We start from the raw sequence: 17,942 nt of genomic DNA, 5'->3' as shown, positions 1-17,942 counted from the left end.
CCTTTCGTGAAACTGCTGCTCGTCGTCGCCTGCGCGCTGGTCGATTCCGACAATCGCGTGCTCGTCACTCAACGTCCCGAGGGCAAGGCCCTGGCAGGCCTCTGGGAGTTTCCCGGCGGCAAGCTGGAGGCCGGCGAGCGGCCGGAGCCGGCGCTGATCCGCGAGCTTGCCGAGGAGCTCGGCATTACCGTCAAGGAAGCGTGCCTGGCGCCGCTGACCTTCGCCAGTTACGCCTATCCCGAGTTCCATTTGCTGATGCCGCTCTATATCTGCCGGCGCTGGGAAGGGACGGCGATGTCGCGCGAGGGGCAGGCGCTGAAATGGGTGCGTCCCGGCAAGCTGCGCGATCTCGCCATGCCGCCGGCCGACGAGCCGCTGATCCCGCCGCTGGTCGATCTGCTGGGGGCGTGAGCGCCAGCCGTCATTCTCGGGCGGCGCGCAGCGACGACCCGAGAATCCCGTGACAGGAAGGCGCTGGGTGGCGCCTCTTCCGGCTTGAGATGCTCGGGTCTTCGCCCGAGCATGACGTTGCCTTCGATTGCCGCTCAGCGCGGCAGGATGGTCTCGCCCATCAGGTGCTTGTCGATCGAGTGGGCCATCTGGCGGCCCTCGCGGATCGCCCAGACGACCAGCGACTGGCCGCGGCGCATGTCGCCGGCGGCGAAGACTTTCTCGACCGTGGTCTTGTAGGCAAGCATGTTGGCTTCGACATTGCCGCGCCCGTCGAGCTTGACGCCGAGCTTGGCGATGAGCCCGTCATGCACCGGCGAGACGAAGCCCATGGCGAGCAGGACGAGGTCGGCCTTGAGCTGGAACTCGCTGCCCTCGATCGGCTTGAAGCCGGCGTCGACCTTGGCGCAATGCAGCGTCTTCACCTTGCCGTTCTCGCCGGTGAACTTGACGGTGCCGACGGCGAAGTCGCGCTCGGCGCCTTCCTCATGACTGGAGGAGGTCCGCAGCTTCAGCGGCCAGTTCGGCCAGGTCAGCGCCTTGTTTTCCTTCTCCGGCGGTTGCGGCATGATCTCGAGCTGGGTCACCGAGAGCGCGCCCTGGCGCACCGAGGTGCCGATGCAATCCGATCCGGTATCGCCGCCGCCGATGACGACGACGTGCTTGCCGCCAGCGAGGATCGGCCGGGCGTTGCCCGTCGTATCAGGTTCGCCGCCATTGCGGCGGTTCTGCTGCGGCAGGAAATCCATGGCGAACTGGACGCCGTCGAGGTCGCGACCCTCGATCGGCAGGTCGCGCGGCTTCTCGGCGCCGCCGGTCAGGCCGATCGCGTCGTACTGAGCGAGCAGTTCCTGCGGATCGATGTCGATGCCGACATTGACGCCGTAATGGAAGACGACGCCTTCGGCTTCCATCTGGGTGACGCGCCGGTCGACATGCGACTTCTCCATCTTGAAGTCGGGAATGCCATAGCGCAGCAGGCCACCGGCGCGGCCCTGGCGCTCGTAGACATGGACCTCGTGGCCGACGCGGGCGAGTTGCTGCGCGGCGGCGAGGCCGGCCGGTCCGGAGCCGATGATGGCGATCTTCTTGCCCGTCTTGACCTCGGCCGGCTCTGGAACGATCCAGCCTTCTTCCCAGCCCTTGTCGACGATCGCGCATTCGATCGACTTGATGGTGACGGGTGTGTCCTCGAGGTTCAGCGTGCAGGACGCCTCGCACGGGGCGGGGCAGACGCGGCCGGTGAACTCCGGGAAGTTGTTGGTCGAGTGCAGGTTGCCGAGCGCTTCCTGCCACTTGTCGTTGTAGACGAGGTCGTTCCAGTCCGGGATCTGGTTGTTGACCGGGCAGCCATTGTGACAATACGGGATGCCGCAGTTCATGCAGCGCGCCGCCTGGTCACGGGTCGCCTCCCGGCCGAGCGGGATCACGAATTCCTTGTAGTTGCGAATGCGATCCGAGGCCGGACGATACTTCCGGTCGCGGCGGTCGATCTCGAGAAAACCGGTTACCTTGCCCATCGTGTCACTCCGCCGCGACCGAGACGCCGGCCTGGGCCCGCTCGATTTCCAGTAGTGCGCGCCGGTACTCGACCGGCATGACCTTGACGAATTTGGGCAGGTAGTCCGCCCAGTTCTCCAGGATCGCCTGTGCCCGCGCCGACCCTGTGTATTTCAGGTGGTTGGCGATGAGCTGGTGCAGGCGCTCGGCGTCATAGCCGGACATGTTGGCCATGACGTCGATGCGGCCCTTGAACTCGAGGTCGCCGCCATGATGGTAGAGGCGCTGGGTCAGCTCCTCCTCCTCCGGCACCGGCTCGAGATCGACCATGGAGAGATTGCAGCGCTTGGCGAAGCTCCTGTCCTCGTCGAGCACATAGGCGATGCCGCCCGACATGCCGGCCGCGAAGTTGCGGCCGGTCTGGCCGAGCACGACGACGACGCCGCCGGTCATATATTCGCAGCCATGATCGCCGGTGCCCTCGACCACCGCGATCGCGCCGGAGTTGCGCACGGCGAAGCGCTCGCCGGCGACGCCGCGGAAGTAGCATTCGCCGGAGATCGCACCGTAGAGCACGGTGTTGCCGACGATTATCGCCTCCTCGGCGAGCGCACGCGACTTCGGATCAGGGCGGATGATCAGCTTGCCGCCCGACAGGCCCTTGCCGACATAGTCGTTGGCCTGGCCGGTCAGGTCGAGCGTCAGGCCGCCGGCGACCCAGGCGCCGAAGCTCTGGCCGGCCGTGCCGGTCAGCTTGACCGTGATCGCGTCGTCCGGCAGGCCGAGCCCACCATGGCGCTTGGCAATCTCGCCCGAGATCATCGCGCCGGTCGAGCGATCGACATTGCGGATGGAGCTCTCGATCACGACCGGAGCGCCGCTGTCGAGCGAGGCGCCGGCCTTGGCGATCAGCGTGCGGTCGAGCACCGATTCGATCGGGTGAACCTGGCGCTCGACATTGCGAATGGCGACGCCCTTGCCCGGCTCCGGCTTGTGGAAGATGCGGGCGAAATCGAGCCCCTTGGCCTTCCAGTGGTCGATGGCTTCCTTCTTGTCGAGCCAGTCGGAGCGGCCGACGAGCTCGTCGAAGCTCTTGACGCCCATCTCCGCCATGATCTCGCGCACGTCCTCGGCGAGGAAGAAGAAGAAGTTGATGACGTGCTCGGGCTGGCCCTTGAAGCGCTTGCGCAGCACCGGGTCCTGCGTGGCGACCCCGACCGGGCAGGTGTTGAGATGACACTTGCGCATCATGATGCAGCCGGCGGCGATCAGCGGCGCCGTGGCGAAGCCGAACTCGTCGGCCCCGAGCAGGGCGCCGACGACGATGTCGCGGCCGGTGCGCAGGCCACCATCGACCTGCAGGGCGATGCGGCCGCGCAGCTTGTTCATAACCAGGATCTGGTGGGTCTCGGCGAGGCCGATCTCCCAGGGCGATCCTGCATGCTTGATCGAGGTCAGCGGCGAAGCGCCGGTGCCGCCCTCATAGCCGGCGATGGTGATGTGATCGGCGCGCGCCTTGGCGACGCCGGCCGCGACGGTGCCGACGCCGAGCTCGGAGACGAGCTTGACCGAGACGTCCGCCGCCGGGTTGACGTTCTTCAGGTCGAAGATCAGCTGGGCGAGATCCTCGATCGAATAGATGTCGTGATGCGGCGGCGGCGAGATCAGGCCGACGCCCGGGGTCGAGTGCCGGACCTTGGCGATACGCGCGTCGACCTTGTGGCCGGGCAGCTGGCCGCCCTCGCCGGGCTTGGCGCCCTGCGAGACCTTGATCTGCATCATCGCCGAGTTGACGAGATATTCGGTGGTGACGCCGAAGCGGCCCGAGGCGACCTGCTTGATCGCCGAGCGCATCGAGCGGCCATCCGGCAGCGGCTTGAAGCGCTCCGGCTCCTCGCCGCCCTCGCCGGTGTTCGACTTGCCGCCGATCGCGTTCATCGCCAGCGCCAGCGTCGAATGCGCCTCATGGCTGATTGAGCCGAAGGACATGGCGCCGGTGGAGAAGCGCTTGACGATCGAGACCGCGCTCTCGACTTCGTCGAGCGGGATCGGTGTGCGGCCGAGTTCGTCGGCCATCTTGACGTGGAACAGGCCGCGAATGGTCGAGAGCTTCTCGCTCTGGTCGTTGACCAGGTCGGAATAGGCCTTGAACTTGTCGCGGGCGTTGCCGCGCACGGCGTGCTGGAGCAGCGCGATGTTCTCCGGCGTCCAGGCATGCGCCTCGCCGCGCAGGCGGAAGGCGTATTCGCCGCCGATGTCGAGTGCATCGCGATAGATCGGCGAGCCACCGAAGGCGTCGCGATGGCGGCGCACGCTCTCCTCGGCGATCTCGGCGAGGCCGACGCCCTCGATCGAGGAGATGGTGCCGGTGAAGTACTTGTCGATGAACTGCGTGCGCAGGCCGACCGCGTCGAAGATCTGGGCGCCGCAATAGGACTGGTAGGTCGAGATGCCCATCTTGGACATGACCTTGAGCAGGCCCTTGCCGACCGACTTGATGAAGCGCTTGACCACCTCGTAGCGGTCGACCTCCGGCGGGAACTCGCCGGCCTCGAACAGCGCTTCGAGCGTCTCGAAGGCGAGATAGGGGTTGATCGCCTCGGCGCCGAAGCCGGCGAGCAAGGCGAAGTGATGGATTTCGCGCGGCTCGCCGGATTCAATGACGAGGCCGACCGAGGTGCGCAGGCCCTTGCGGATCAGGTGATGGTGGACCGCCGCCGTCGCCAGCAGCGCCGGGATCGGGATACGGTCGGGCCCGACCTGCCGGTCGGAGAGGATGATGATATTGTAGCCGCCATGAACGGCCGCTTCGGCGCGCTCGCACAGGCGCTCGATCGCGCCCTCCATGCCGGCCGCACCCTCGCGGGTCGGATAGGTGATGTCGAGCGTCTTGGTGTCGAAGCGATCCTCGTAGTGACCGATGCAGCGGATCTTCTCGAGATCGTCATTGGTCAGGATCGGCTGGCGCACTTCCAGGCGCTTGCGGCGCGAGGTGCCCTCGAGGTCGAGGATGTTCGGCCGCGGCCCGATGAAGGAGAGGAGGCTCATCACGAGCTCCTCGCGGATCGGGTCGATCGCCGGGTTGGTGACCTGGGCGAAGTTCTGCTTGAAATAGGTGTAGAGCAGCTTCGACTTCGAGGAGAGCGCCGAGATCGGCGTATCCGTGCCCATCGAGCCGACCGCTTCCTGGCCGGTCACCGCCATCGGCGCCATCAGGATCTTGGTGTCTTCCTGGGTGTAGCCGAAGGATTGCTGGCGATCGAGCAGGGCGACGTCGGTGCGCGATGCCCGTGCCTCGACCGGCGGCAGATCCTCCAGCACGATCTGGGTGCGCTTCAGCCAGTCCTTGTAGGGGTTGGCGAGGCAGAGCGTGCTCTTGATCTCGTCGTCGCCGATGATGCGGCCCTCTTCGAGGTCGATCAGCAGCATCTTGCCGGGCTGGAGCCGCCACTTCTGGACGATCTTCTCCTCCGGGATCGGCAGCACGCCGAACTCCGAGGCGAGCACGACGAGGCCATCGTCGGTGACGAGATAGCGGGCGGGGCGCAGGCCGTTGCGGTCGAGCGTCGCGCCGATCTGGCGGCCGTCGGTGAAGGCGATCGCGGCCGGGCCGTCCCACGGCTCCATCAGCGCCGCGTGGTATTCGTAGAAGGCGCGCCGGCTCTCATCCATCAGCGGGTTGCCGGCCCAGGCCTCGGGCACCAGCATCATCATGGCGTGGGCGAGCGAATAGCCGCCCTGGACCAGGAATTCGAGGGCGTTGTCGAAGCAGGCGGTGTCGGACTGGCCCTCATAGGAGATCGGCCAAAGCTTGGAGATGTCGGCGCCGAAGAGCTCGGAATCGACCGAGGCCTGGCGGGCCGCCATCCAGTTGACGTTGCCGCGCAGCGTGTTGATCTCGCCGTTATGGGCGACCATCCGGTAGGGGTGGGCGAGACGCCAGGACGGGAAGGTGTTGGTGGCGAAACGCTGGTGGACGAGGGCGAGCGCGCTCTCGAAGCGCTCGTCGGTCAGGTCCTTGAAGTAGTCGCCGAGCTGGGTGACCAGCACCATGCCCTTGTAGACGATGGTGCGGCAGGAGAAGGAGACCGGGTAATAGGTCGCCGTCGCCCGGTCATGGCGCTTGTAGACCTTGTTCGAGACCGACTTCCTGAGGACATAAACCTGGCGCTCGAACTCGTCCTCGTCGGTGATCTCGGCCGGACGGCCGACGAAGATCTGGCGATGGCAGGGCTCGGTCTCCTTGACGGCCTCGCCGAGGTCGCTGTTGTCGACCGGCACGTCGCGCCAGCCGAGGAAGATCAGCCCTTCCTCCTCGACCGTCTGGGCGACGATCTCCTCGCAGACCGCGCGGTTGTCGGCCTCCTGCGGCATGAAGAACTGGCCGATGGCGTAGTGGCCGGGCTCGGGCAGCTCGATGCCGGCCTTGGCGCACTCTTCCTTGAAGAAGCGATGCGGAATCTGGGTGAGGATGCCACAGCCATCGCCGAGCTTGGGATCGGCGCCGACAGCGCCGCGATGGTCGATATTGTGCAGGATCTGCAGGCCCTGCGCGACGATTGCATGGCTCTTGCGGTTCTTCATGTCGGCGATGAAGCCGACGCCGCAGGAATCCTTCTCATAAGACGGATCGTAGAGGCCCTGGCGGGCCGGCATGGCCGGATCGCGCACCTCGGGGAAGCGCTCGAAAGCGGCCGTCGTCGTGGTGGCAACTTTAGCAGTGGTGTTGGCCATCGCGCTCGCCTTCCTGCTCTCGCTCATCGTCGCCTCCGCCCGCATCGGTCCCGCAGCATCGGCTCGGGAGCCAGCCAAAGTCCACCGCCGCTCCGGCTTCCACCTTGCGGAGCAAGGATCGGGCCGGTCCGGCTTTATTCTCGGTTTGCGAAGGTTGCTTGCGCTGGTCTTGTCTTGCGCCCGCGTCCTCCGCAGGCGCCCCGGGCGTTAAGCCCTGCCGCGCCTGGTCACGCCGCCGTTTTGCGGGCGGCGCGCGTCGTACGGTTGGCTTTGGCTCTGTTTGCCGTACCTCCCGTCATCGTCCGCTCCATCCGCCTGCGCCGGGGCCTCGGCGAGGCCCGCTTCGAAAATGGGACAGCATCGCTGTCCTATTGCCTTGACCTTGCCAGAATTCCAATCTGGGCACAAGCGCCGATTTTGCGTTGCAGCGACATTTTATTGCGACCTCACTCGCTGGCCGGACATTTTCACATCATGATGGCTGGTGCGCCAAGCCGGAAGTTGTCGATCTTAAGAATCGGGGCTGCCCTGCGCGAGAGCCGGATCCGATCAGGTTGAATCAACCTGATCGGTGAATCCGTCGCTCACTTTGAGCTTGGAGACCGTTTTACCGATCGGCTTGCGGTGCAAGCAGATCGGAACGGGCTCCAGCATCGATTGCGCTGCGGCAGGAGGCTGCTTATCCCTCGGAACCTCGCAGCGGCCCGCCGGATATCCCCATGAACTTCATCAGCGACAATCTGGCCGGGGCGAGCGCGCCGGTGATGCAGGCTATGGTGGCGGCCAATGACGGCTTCGCCGCCGGCTATGGCAACGATGCCTGGACCAAGCGGGTCGAAGGGCGGTTCGCCGAGCTGTTCGAGCGGGAGGTCGCAGTCTTCCTGGTCACGACCGGCACGGCAGCGAATTCCCTGGCGTTGGCGAGCCTGGTCCAGCCCTGGGGGGCAGTGCTCTGCCATCACGAGGCGCATATCGCCGCCGACGAATGCGGAGCGCCCGAATTCTTCACCGGCGGGGCCAAGATCGTCGGCCTGCCGGGCGATGGCTGCAAGCTCGCACCGGAGGTCGTCATCGACCAGCTCGCGCGGATGCGCGCGGGCGCCGTGCATCAGGTCCAGCCGCAGATGTTGTCGATCACGCAGGCGACAGAGTGCGGGCTGGTCTACAAGGCGGAGGAGATCGCGGCGCTGAAGCAGGCGATCGCGCCGCGCGGGCTGAAGCTGCATATGGACGGCGCCCGCTTCGCCAATGCGGTCGCGGCGTCGGGTTGCACGCCCGCCGAGATCACCTGGAGGGCGGGTGTCGACGTGCTCTCCTTCGGCGGCACCAAGAACGGCGCCTTTGCAGCCGAAGCGGTGATCGTCTTCGATCCGGCGGATGCAGGTGAGATGCTGTGGCGACGCAAGCGTGCCGGGCACACCCTGTCCAAGGGCCGGCTGATCGGAGCGCAGTTCGAAGGGTTGCTGGCCGATGGCCACTGGCTCGACCTTGCCCGCCATGCCAATGCGATGGCCAAGCGCCTGGCCGATGCCGTCGCGGCTGCGGGCAAGCTGCGGCTGGCCTGGGCCAGCGAAGCGAACGAGGTCTTTCTGGTGCTGCCGCCACGGGTGCAAGCGGCGCTGGCGGCGCAGGGCGTGCAGTACATCGCCTGGTCGGATGGTGCGCTTCCTGTGGGGGAGAAGCTTCAGGCTGGCGAGGTCGTCGGCCGCTTCGTCTGCTCGTTTGCGACGCGAGCAGAGGAGGTCGACCGGCTCGCTGCTGTCCTGGCGACCGTCTAAGCGCCGGAAAGAGCCTGTTTCCCAGCCGATTCACGCCGCAAGCGCGCCGCAATCCTTACCGAGAACTGAAGGCTGCGAATTTCGTCTGGTAAAGGACAGACCATGGCAGTTTTGGTTTCGCCCGCCGCCGCGCCGCGCCGTTTGCGCCATCGGATGGCCGGCCTCGCCGTTCTGGCCGTGATGGCCGGCGCGAGTGGCCCGGCCCTGGCGCAGCTCGACGACTATGGCGGCGGCTACGCCCGTTACGGCTACGACTACGACGATGACTACGGCCCGCGCTACGATTACGCGCCGCGCCGGGCAGCGCCGATTCCGCCGCGGGCTGTCGGACGGATTGCGGCGCAGGAATTTGGTCTGCGCGAGGTGCAGCGGACGGTGCGCACCGGCTCGGCCATCGTCGTCGACGGCCTGGCGGCGAACGGGTCGCGGGTGCGGCTGATCATCGACCGCTTCAATGGCGAACTGATCGACCGGATTGTGCTGCAGCCGCCGCGGGTTGTCAGGCTCGATCCGCGCGAGGAGGAGCGCCCGGCGCCGAAGAAGCTGACGCCGCGCCCGCCCGAGCGGCCGGCCGCGTTGAAGCCGGCGCAGCCGCCGGCCGAGGCGAGCGCGCCGGCGACGGTCGTTCCGCCGTCACCGGCTGCCCCGAAGCCCGATGTGCCCACGACGAAGCCGGCTGCGGTACCCTCGGTCGCGCCGAGCGACATCGGCAAGCCGAAACTGGTCAATCCGCAGGATGTCCGCGGGGCCGAGGAGCCCGATCGCCTGCCGCCGCTGGCACGGGCGCATCCGAGCGGCATCCCGACGCCCGATACGACGCTGCCGCCGGTGCAGATCGAGGAGATGAAGACGGCGCAGCCGAAGCCGGAGACGCCGATAGCGCCGGTCAATCCGCCGAACTGAGGGCGGCAGGTCGGCAAACAAAGAGCCTCCCCGGTTTCCCGAGGAGGCTCTCGTGTTTTAGGGAGGCGAGATACTGGTTACGCCGCCTTCTTGGCCTCGATCACCTTGGGGGCGCTGCCGCCGATCGGGATCAGGCGCGGCTTCTTGGCCTCGGGGATCTCGCGGACGAGGTCGATATGGAGCAGCCCGTTCTCGAGGCTGGCGCCGGTGACCTGGACATAGTCGGCAAGCTGGAAGCGGCGCTCAAAGGCGCGAGCGGCGATGCCCTGGTGCAGGATCTCGCGCTTGTCGGCGTCATCGGCGGCTTTCTTCTCGCCGCGGACGGTCAGCGCGTTCTCCTTGCTCTCGATCGAGAGGTCGGCGTCGCCGAAACCGGCGACCGCGATCGAGATACGATAGGCGTTCTCGGCGGTACGCTCGATATTGTAGGGCGGATAGCTCGGGGCGTTCTCGACATTGGTGGCCTGGTCGAGCAGCGAGAACAGGCGGTCGAAGCCGACGGTCGAGCGATAGAGCGGGGAAAGATCGTAGGAACGCATGATTGTCCTCCAAGGGAAGCGACAGTTGATCACCCGCCTCATCATGAGCGCGGGCTTTGGGTAAGGCTCGCGCAGCCGCTTCACGGCCTGCGCAGCAATGATCTGGGTGACGTTTTCCGGCTTTTCAAGTCCGGGTCCAACTGGGCATAACGAAGCGGTGATCCTGCCGGAGTGTCGATGACCGAGGCCGAATTCTTCCATCAGCCGGATTACCCGGTGCCCGGCCATGGCAAGGTCTGGTTCGGCGAGACCAGCGACAGGGCGCGGCTGCGCCTGGCGAGCTGGCGGCCGAGCGTGCGCAAGGAGAGAGGCACGGTCCTGGTCGTGCAGGGGCGGGCTGAGTTCATCGAGCGCTATAGCGAGACGATCGCCGAGCTGCGTCGCCGCGGCTTTCATGTGCTGACCTTCGACTGGCGCGGGCAAGGCGGTTCGCAACGCTTCACCGGCCGGCTGCGCAAGGGACATATCGGTCGGCTGGTGCATTACGAGCGCGATCTCGCGCTGGTCGTGGCGCAGATGCAGGAGCGCCTGCCGCCGCCCTATTTCGTCCTGGCGCACTCGATGGGCGCGGCACTCTGCCTCGACGCTGCCCGGCACGAGGCGCTGCCAGTGGAGCGACTGGTCGCGATCGCGCCGATGCTCGGCATCGCCATGATCGAGAATCCGCGCGGCGCGCGCTGGCTGGCGCGGGTGCTGTACTGGCTCGGCTTCGGCAAGGCCTTCGTGCCTGGCGGCGGCGACACCGCGATCGGCACCAAGCCGTTCGAGGGCAACCGGCTGAGCTCGGACCCGGTCCGCTATGCCCGCAACGCTGCCCTGTCGGCTGCGGCGCGCGATCTTGCGATCGGCGACCCCAGCGTCGGCTGGATCCACGCCGCCTTCCAGTTGATGGATCGGCTGGCGCAGCCGCGCGCGCCGCTCGAGGTCAGGGTGCCGACCCTGATCGTCGCCGCCGGGCGCGATCCCGTGGTGTCGACGCCGGCGATCGAGCGCTTTGCGGCGAGGCTCAAGACGGGTTCCGCCCTGGTGCTGCCGACGGCGCGCCACGAGATCCTGATGGAGACCGACGCGATCCGGGCGCAGTTCTGGGCAGCCTTCGACGCCTTCATCCCCGGCGAGGACGTGCCGGTCGAGATGTCGGCCCCGGCGTCAGCCGTTCAGGAGGGCGAGAGCGGCCTGGTGCAAGGTCTTGTTGCCGGCGGCGAGGATGGTGCCGCCCTGGGCGGCGCTGCCACCGTCCCATGAGGTGACGATGCCGCCGGCGCCCTCGATGATCGGGATCAGCGCGACGATGTCATAAGGCTTCAGCCCGCTTTCGATGACGAGATCGATATGGCCGGCGGCGAGCATGCAATAGGCGTAGCAGTCGCAGCCATAGCGCGCCATGCGGACGGCGCTTTCGACCCGGTTGTAAGCGGCTTTCTGCCCGTCGACGAAGAGGTTCGGGCTCGTCGTCATCAGCGTCGCCTCAGTGAGATCGGTCACCTGGCGGGTGTGCAGCGTGCGCGGTCCGTTCGGCCCTTCATAGCGCGCCATGCGGCCGTCGCCTGAGAAGCGCTCGCCGGTGAAGGGCTGATTCATCATGCCGTAGACCGGCACGCCCTTGCGGGTCAGGCCGATCAGCGTGCCCCAGACCGGGATGCCGGAGATGAAGGCGCGGGTGCCGTCGATCGGGTCGAGCACCCAGACATATTCGGCGTCGGCATTTTCGGAGCCGAATTCCTCGCCGAGGATGCCATGGGCCGGGAAGGTGCGCTTGATCAGGTTGCGCATCACGTCCTCACCGGCGCGATCGCCCTCGGTCACGGGGTCGAAGACGCCGCCGCCGGACTTGTCCTCGGTGGTATGCCGGGCGCGGAAGAAGGGCAGTATCGCCTTGCCCGACAGAGTCGCCAGCCGGGAGACGAATTCCGTGAAATCGACCGCGCTCATCAGGGTTCCCTTGGCTCCACCCGCCTGCCGCCTTCATGCTGTGCGGCGCACGGGATGACAAGCGCCGTCCCGGCAGAGACCGATCAGGTCAGGACAGTTCAGCTTCGGCCGGTCCGGCGAAATCGGACAGCTCATGACGACTATGAGGTTCATCATGCGTTTTTTGCATGTCGATATCCGTGTTTCGACTTGCGTTTTTGCAGCGCAATGCGCTATTGTGCACTGCGAAGGGGAGATGACCTCAAACCTTCGTTGCCCTCCTTGGGCGTTTCCTCCCTAGACTTCGGGCCGCCACGAAAGTGCGCGGCCCTTTTTCTTTTGGTCTCAAGGAATTGGCCGCGTATGGAGACTTACTCCGCGGCCTGGCGCCAGTCGTCGCTCCAGCCGCTCCAGCGCGCGAAGCATTCGGCCATGGCGGCGCTGATCACCTGTTGAAGCGCGGCAAAGCCGCTGTTCGGCTCGAGTGTCGCCTCGTTCATGTAGAGGCCGCGGCTGACCTCGATCTGCAGGGCATGCACGCCGGAGCCGGGTGCGCCGTAATGCTCGGTGATGAAGCCGCCGGCATAGGGGCGGTTACGGGTCACGGTGAGCCCGGCGCGCGTGAACGCCTCTTCCGCCGCATCCACTACGAAGCTCGCGGCGCTGGTGCCGAAGCGGTCGCCGAGGATGATGTCGGCCTTGGCGACGCCGTCGCGATCGAGTCCGGTCGACGGCATGGAATGGGCGTCGACCAAGATGCAGCTGCCGAAGCTGGCCTGGGTGCGGTTCACCAGATGGCGCAGGCCGGCATGATAGGGCCGGTAGAGCGCCTCGATCCGGCTGAGCGCACTCTCGACCGGAATGCGGGCGGAATAGATTTCATAGGATTCGCCGACGATGCGCGGGATCGTGCCGAGCCCGCCGGCGACGCGCAGCGAGCGGGTGTTGGCGAAGCCCGGCAGCCGGCCCTCGAACATGCGCGGATCGAGTTCGTAGGGCTCGCGGTTGGCGTCGAGAAAGGCGCGCGGGAACTCGGCGACGAGCAGGGGCGCGCCGAGAGCGACCGCATGGGAGAAGAGCAGGTCGACATAGGCGTCCTCCGAGCGGCGCAGCGCCCGCAGCGGCAGGCGCGAGCCCTCGACGAAGGCGCGCGGATAGCACCGCCCGGCATGGGGCACGTCGACGATGACGGGGACGACCTGCAGCGCGGGCTGATGGAGCGTGAACGGCCGCTCGATCTCAGCGATCACGTCGTCCGGGCGGGGAAAGGAGAATCCGGCTGGCAGCGTCATGTTGATGGACTCAAGCACAAAGCTGCCGCTGATTGAAGGGCCTGACCTTTCGTCATCTGGCTAGCCAGCCTTCACTGGTTGTTTACCGTAATGTCGCCAAATAGAACTGGCTGATCCATCCGGGTGTGTGCGAGCGACGAGTTCGCCTCACGCCGGGCTGGACCGGCGACACCCGGGATGGCAGGGACGGCCACCCGGTACGAGGGACGACGAACGAGCGAATCGGCTTCCGGCCAACGGGCAGGGCGGCGTGGGCTCGGTGCAACATCACGGATGAAGCAAGGCGCCATGACCAAGATCCTCCTGGCCGAAGACGATAACGACATGCGCCGCTTCCTGGTGAAGGCGCTGCAGAATGCGGGCTATGACGTCGCCTCGTTCGACAACGGGCTATCGGCCTATAACCGGCTGCGCGAGGAGCCGTTCGAATTGCTCCTGACCGACATCGTCATGCCCGAGATGGACGGAATCGAGCTGGCGCGCCGTGCCACCGAGCTCGATCCCGACATCAAGGTGATGTTCATCACCGGTTTCGCGGCGGTGGCGCTCAATCCGGATTCACAGACGCCGAAGGATGCCAAGGTGCTGTCGAAGCCCTTCCACCTGCGTGAGCTGGTCAACGAGGTCGAGAAGCTGCTTGCGGCGTGAGGGCTCGGCAGGGGCCGAACACAGCTTCTTGCAAAGAAGCCGACGAAGCGCCTTGCAAGGCGCGCACGCCTCCGCTATAGCCCCTCCACCTCGCAGCGATACCGCCCTCGGGCCGGTGTCGTTCCGGACGCTTTAGGGCGAAACGGGCGCGTAGCTCAGCGGGAGAGCACTACGTTGACATCGTAGGGGTCACAGGTTCGATCCCTGTCGCGCCCACCATTTTCTCCTTGGATCCAAGGACAGACGGCCGCCCGACAGGGCGGCCGTTTTGTTTTGGCTGGTCAGTCCGCTCGCGACGCGTTCCCTTTGCGGCTCTCATCCGTGAGCCAGTCGCGAAAGGCCAGCATGGCTGGCGTGAGCGAGCGCGATTGCAGCCAGGTCAGCCAGTAGCTGCCGAGCGAGACCTCGATTGGAAAAGGGCAAAGCAGCCTACCATCGTCGAAATAACGCGAGAACAGCAACGCCGGCACCAGCGCGACGCCTTCGCCGGCCGCAGCGACCTCGGCAAGGGCGATCGAGCTGTCGAAGACCGGCCCGCGCGCCTGCAACGGCTCGATCCCGGCCGCATCGCTCCACAGCGCCCACTCATCGGCGCGATAGGAGCGCAGCAGGACGTGTTCGGAAAGATCGATCGGGTGGTGCAGCGTTGCGGTCAGAGCCGGAGCGCAGACCGGCGTCATCGGCGCCTCGAATAGGCGCAGCGCCGCCGTGCCATGCCAGGCACCGCCGCCGAAGCGCAAGGCGTAGTCGAGCCCCTCGGCTGCGAGATCGACCCGGTTGTTGTTGGTGGTGAGCCTGAGGTCGACTTGCGGATGGGCTGCACGGAAGCCGGCGAGACGCGGCAGCAGCCAGCCGAGCGCGAAGGTGCCGACCGCGCCGACATTCAGGACCTCGACGGGGCGCCCGGTCTCGAAGCGTTCGAGCAGCCCGGCGATGCGGTCGAAGCTCTCGCGCAGCGTCGGCAGCAGGCTGCGGCCTTCATCGGTCAGGGCAAGGCCGCGTGGCAGGCGGCGGAAGAGCTCGACGCCGAGGCGTTCCTCCAGCCCCTTCACCTGATGGCTGATCGCGGCCTGGGTGACGCAGAGCTCGATCGCAGCCTTGGTGAAGCTGAGATGGCGGGCCGAGGCCTCGAAGGCGCGCAAGGCGTTCAAGGGGAGGTGCGGGCGAAGCATGGCTGAGCCTTAGGAAATCTAATGGCTCTGTAGAGATATCATCGTTTGCGATTGGGCAAGCTTGCGGCGAGAACGGCGGCGGGCGCTGCCCCGCTGCCTCGAACGCGGCGTCCTCCCCAAAACCGATTTCTGCCTCCCGCGCCGGCATTCCGCTCGGGCGCGATGGCTCGCGCATGGAGACAACCGATGATCCGACGCCGAGAGCTGCTGATCGGCTCCCTGATGGCTGCTCCGATGCTGGGCAGCCTGCCCGGTTTGGCGCAGGAGCGCGAAGACAAGGTGCGCGAGGCCCTGTTCGCTCTCGACCGCAAGCATGGCGGGCGCTTGGGCGTCGCCATCCTCGACAGCAGCAATGGCCGCATCGTCGCCCATCGCGGCGAGGAACGTTTCGCCATGTGCAGCACATTCAAGCTCGTCGCTGCGGCTTTTGCGCTGGCGCGTGTCGACCGCGGCGAAGAGGAGCTCGAACGGCGTGTGAGCTACAGCAAGGCCGATCTGATCACCTATTCGCCGGTGACCGAGAAGCATGTCGAGAAAGGCCTGACCATCGCCGAGATCTGCGATGCGGCGGTTACGCTGAGCGACAACACGGCGGGCAATCTCCTGCTCGATTCCTTCGGCGGCCCGCAGGGGCTGACGGACTATATGCGTTCGCTCGGCGACGAAGCCTCGCGACTCGACCGGCGCGAGCCGGACCTAAACGAGGCCAAGACCGGCGATCCGCGCGATACAACGACGCCGGTCGCCATGGCCGGCGTACTGCGCCAGATTGTGCTCGGCGGGGCGCTGTCGCCAGCGTCGCGCCAGCAATTGACGACCTGGCTGGTCGCCAACAAGACCGGCGACAAGCGCCTGCGGGCCGGCGTGCCAAAGGGCTGGCGCATCGGCGAAAAGACCGGAACCGGCAACAACAACGCCACCAACGATGTCGGCGTGATCTGGCCGCCCGGCCGAGCACCGCTGGTTGTCACGGCCTATTATGCGGAATCGTCTGCAGCTTTCCCCGAGCGCGAAGCCGTGCTGGCGGAGGTCGGGCGGCTTGCCTCCTCCCTCTGAAACGCAGGAAAAGCCTTCGAAACAGCAGGTTGTCGCAGGCCGTCCCTGAAAACTAGCGTCAAAGCGCCGCTTTCATGGCATGATCCCCGCGAATCCCGCACGGCCTGGAGGATCTGACGATGCGTGCGACATGGCTCATTGCATTGGGGCTGGCAGCCGCGCTCGGCGGCTGCATGACGGCGGCCGAGCAGCGCAGCGCCGATGAAGCACGCTGCCGCTCCTACGGGTTCAAGCCGGGAGCGGAGGGCTTCGCCAATTGCCTGATGGAGGTCGATCTCGACCGCTCGGCCTCGCGCCGGGCCAGGTTGGAGGCGTCCGGCTTCTATGGTCCGTATTGGGGACCCTGGCCCTACAGGCGCTGGTGATGCTTTATTCGGCGTCGGCCTGACGGTCCGGTGTGGCATCGCGAAAGGCGGGAAGCTCCATGGCAGCCGCCTCCGCCCGCAGCAGGCGCGGGAATTGGGCGACATCGACCTTGAAGCGCCGGGCATTGCCGAGCTGTGGCACGAGGCAGATATCGGCGAGGCCGGGTTGCGAGCCGAAGCAGAACGGACCGGGATTGTTCGCCGCGAGCTGTTCGCAGGCGGAGAGACCGTCGACATTGACGCTTGCCGCCCAGGCCAGGGCAACATCACCATCATGGCCGAGCTCGCGCAGCCGGTTCAGGACCTTGAGATTCTGCACCGGGTGGGTGTCGCAGGCGATCGCCTGGGCGAAGGCGCGGACCTTGGCCCGCTCAAGAGGGTTCTTCGGTAGCAATGCCGGCTCCGGATGGGTCTCGTCGAGCCATTCGATGATGGCGAGCGACTGGGTCAGCGCCGTGCCGTCGTCGAGCTCCAGCGTCGGCACCAGCCCCTGCGGGTTGAGGGCGAGATAGGCAGGGTCGCGCTGCTCGCCATGACGCAGATGATGCGAGACGTGCTCGACGTCGAGGCCCTTGAGGTTGAGCGCGATGCGCACGCGCCAGGCGGCGGAACTGCGGAAATAGCCATGCAGCTTCATGACGCCGCCTCCCGTGAGGCCGGCTCAAAGCGGCCGGCTTCAGAAAGTATAGCCGAGGCGGGCGCCGAAATTCGAGGGGCCGCGCGGATTGCCGGCGTTGGCGACGGGATTGTCGGAGCAGCCGGTGGTGCTGAAATGCTCCAGCGTCGCGATCAGGCTCCAGCGGTCGCTTAGGCGGAAGCCGAGGGCGGCGGCGCTGCGCGCGCCGGTGTTGCAGCCGACATTCAGGCGGTTCTCGGGAACGACGAAGCCGGTCTTGCCGTTGTTGACGGCGGCGCCGAGGCTCGCCTCGAGGAAAACCGATTGCGAGACGTCGAAGGTCCAGGTCGCGCCGGCATAGGCGTATTGCGTGCCGTTGACGTTGAGGCTGGAGCCGAGATGGAAGCGTGGCACGAAGGCGTTGGCGAGGCGGTCGTTCAGGCTGGCGATGCGCGGCGTCAGGAGTTCACCGCCGACATTGAGCAGGCCGCTCTCGCGCCCGCCGGGATTGGCGGCACCGAGGCCGAAGCGAGCCTCCCAGGCGGGAGCCGGCGCTTCCGTCGCGGGGGCATAGCCGAGCGCGCGGGTGCCGCCACGGTCGCTCTGTGCCAGCGCGGGCGCAGACAGGACCGAGAGGACAGCGAACAGCGACGCGACGCGAACCATGACAGGGAAACGGGCTTTCAGCGGAGCTTTTAAAGATTAGAAAAGCGCAGAGAGTGGTGGCCGCAATGTGACGACGCCGCCCTTGTACACGGTTGAACGGTCAGCCGGCACGCCACCAGAGCACGCCGAGGATCACCAGGATCGCGATGAACTGCAGCACCACACGCAGCCGCATCAGCCTCTGCGAGGTGTTGGCACTGCCGCCGCGCAGCATGTTGACCAGGCCGAGCAGCAGCACGACGGCAACGGCGCCGACGGCGATCGGGACGATGGCGGAGGAGACGTTCATCGCCGTGCTTTAATCCTCGCGGG

16 protein-coding genes and 1 tRNA gene are annotated in these 17,942 nt (G+C 66.6%); 8 read left to right on the top strand and 9 right to left on the bottom strand.

Annotated features, from left to right (window positions below; translation table 11 throughout):
• The first annotated feature begins 6 nt into the window (after positions 1–6).
• Positions 7–411, top strand: a complete 405-nt coding sequence (mutT, locus tag GV161_RS07690) for an 8-oxo-dGTP diphosphatase MutT (protein ID WP_152015267.1) — start codon at positions 7–9, stop codon at positions 409–411.
• A gap of 134 nt (positions 412–545) precedes the next feature.
• On the opposite strand, the gene GV161_RS07685 is transcribed toward mutT, so the two are convergent.
• Both GV161_RS07685 and gltB read right to left on the bottom strand, forming a co-directional pair.
• A complete protein-coding gene (locus GV161_RS07685) occupies positions 546–1,970 on the bottom strand; it encodes a glutamate synthase subunit beta (protein WP_152015268.1) in 1,425 nt (474 codons plus the stop codon).
• Between the two features lie 4 nt (positions 1,971–1,974).
• A complete protein-coding gene (gene gltB / locus GV161_RS07680; protein ID WP_152015269.1) occupies positions 1,975–6,711 on the bottom strand; it encodes a glutamate synthase large subunit in 4,737 nt (1,578 codons plus the stop codon).
• A 692-nt stretch (positions 6,712–7,403) separates the two neighbouring features.
• Here gltB and GV161_RS07675 point away from each other — a divergent pair.
• Positions 7,404–8,462, top strand: coding sequence for a low specificity L-threonine aldolase (locus GV161_RS07675; RefSeq protein WP_152015270.1), 1,059 nt, complete (start codon positions 7,404–7,406; stop codon positions 8,460–8,462).
• Between the two features lie 102 nt (positions 8,463–8,564).
• Positions 8,565–9,365: a hypothetical protein gene (locus GV161_RS07670; protein WP_152015271.1), complete on the top strand. Its 801-nt coding sequence runs from the start codon at positions 8,565–8,567 to the stop codon at positions 9,363–9,365.
• A 77-nt stretch (positions 9,366–9,442) separates the two neighbouring features.
• Here the strand turns inward: GV161_RS07670 and GV161_RS07665 are convergent, their stop codons facing one another.
• A complete protein-coding gene (locus tag GV161_RS07665) occupies positions 9,443–9,904 on the bottom strand; it encodes an Hsp20 family protein (protein ID WP_152015272.1) in 462 nt (153 codons plus the stop codon).
• A 177-nt stretch (positions 9,905–10,081) separates the two neighbouring features.
• Here GV161_RS07665 and GV161_RS07660 point away from each other — a divergent pair, with 177 nt between their 5' ends.
• Positions 10,082–11,149: an alpha/beta hydrolase gene (locus GV161_RS07660; RefSeq protein ID WP_152015273.1), complete on the top strand. Its 1,068-nt coding sequence runs from the start codon at positions 10,082–10,084 to the stop codon at positions 11,147–11,149.
• Here GV161_RS07660 and hisN read toward each other — a convergent pair.
• Positions 11,054–11,836 carry a histidinol-phosphatase gene (gene hisN, locus GV161_RS07655; protein ID WP_152015274.1) on the bottom strand — a complete coding sequence of 261 codons (783 nt, stop codon included), beginning with the start codon at positions 11,834–11,836 and terminating at the stop codon, positions 11,054–11,056. The genes GV161_RS07660 and hisN overlap by 96 nt on opposite strands.
• Positions 11,837–12,186: 350 nt before the next feature.
• Positions 12,187–13,107 carry an N-formylglutamate amidohydrolase gene (locus GV161_RS07650; protein WP_152015275.1) on the bottom strand — a complete coding sequence of 307 codons (921 nt, stop codon included), beginning with the start codon at positions 13,105–13,107 and terminating at the stop codon, positions 12,187–12,189.
• A 288-nt stretch (positions 13,108–13,395) separates the two neighbouring features.
• Here GV161_RS07650 and GV161_RS07645 point away from each other — a divergent pair, with 288 nt between their 5' ends.
• Both GV161_RS07645 and GV161_RS07640 read left to right on the top strand, forming a co-directional pair.
• Entirely contained in the window at positions 13,396–13,755 is a 360-nt protein-coding gene (locus tag GV161_RS07645) for a cell cycle two-component system response regulator CpdR (protein WP_038363805.1), read from the top strand.
• Between the two features lie 144 nt (positions 13,756–13,899).
• Positions 13,900–13,974, top strand: a tRNA-Val gene (locus tag GV161_RS07640).
• A gap of 62 nt (positions 13,975–14,036) precedes the next feature.
• Here the strand turns inward: GV161_RS07640 and GV161_RS07635 are convergent.
• Positions 14,037–14,927, bottom strand: coding sequence for a LysR family transcriptional regulator (locus GV161_RS07635; protein ID WP_152015276.1), 891 nt, complete (start codon positions 14,925–14,927; stop codon positions 14,037–14,039).
• 186 nt (positions 14,928–15,113) lie between these two features.
• On the opposite strand from GV161_RS07635, the gene bla reads away from it, so the two are divergent.
• A complete protein-coding gene (gene bla / locus GV161_RS07630; RefSeq protein ID WP_152015277.1) occupies positions 15,114–15,983 on the top strand; it encodes a class A beta-lactamase in 870 nt (289 codons plus the stop codon).
• 119 nt (positions 15,984–16,102) lie between these two features.
• The gene (locus tag GV161_RS07625; RefSeq protein ID WP_091838096.1) at positions 16,103–16,348 is read left to right on the top strand and encodes a hypothetical protein; all 246 of its coding nucleotides are present in this window, start codon (positions 16,103–16,105) and stop codon (positions 16,346–16,348) included.
• Between the two features lie 4 nt (positions 16,349–16,352).
• On the opposite strand, the gene maiA is transcribed toward GV161_RS07625, so the two are convergent.
• The 3 genes from maiA to GV161_RS07610 form a co-directional block, all read right to left on the bottom strand.
• A complete protein-coding gene (maiA, locus tag GV161_RS07620; RefSeq protein WP_152015278.1) occupies positions 16,353–16,985 on the bottom strand; it encodes a maleylacetoacetate isomerase in 633 nt (210 codons plus the stop codon).
• A gap of 39 nt (positions 16,986–17,024) precedes the next feature.
• Entirely contained in the window at positions 17,025–17,630 is a 606-nt protein-coding gene (locus GV161_RS07615; RefSeq protein ID WP_152015279.1) for an acyloxyacyl hydrolase, read from the bottom strand.
• Positions 17,631–17,730: 100 nt separating this feature from the next.
• Complete coding sequence (locus GV161_RS07610) at positions 17,731–17,919, bottom strand: twin transmembrane helix small protein (RefSeq protein ID WP_152015280.1); 189 nt, start codon at positions 17,917–17,919, stop codon at positions 17,731–17,733.
• Between the last annotated feature and the right edge of the window lie 23 nt (positions 17,920–17,942).

It is taken from the genome of Bosea sp. 29B (assembly GCF_902506165.1).
Taxonomy (GTDB): Bacteria; Pseudomonadota; Alphaproteobacteria; order Rhizobiales; family Beijerinckiaceae; genus Allobosea.
The sequence above is the reverse complement of the archived record's forward strand: the minus strand, read 5'-3'. Positions and strand labels throughout refer to the sequence as shown.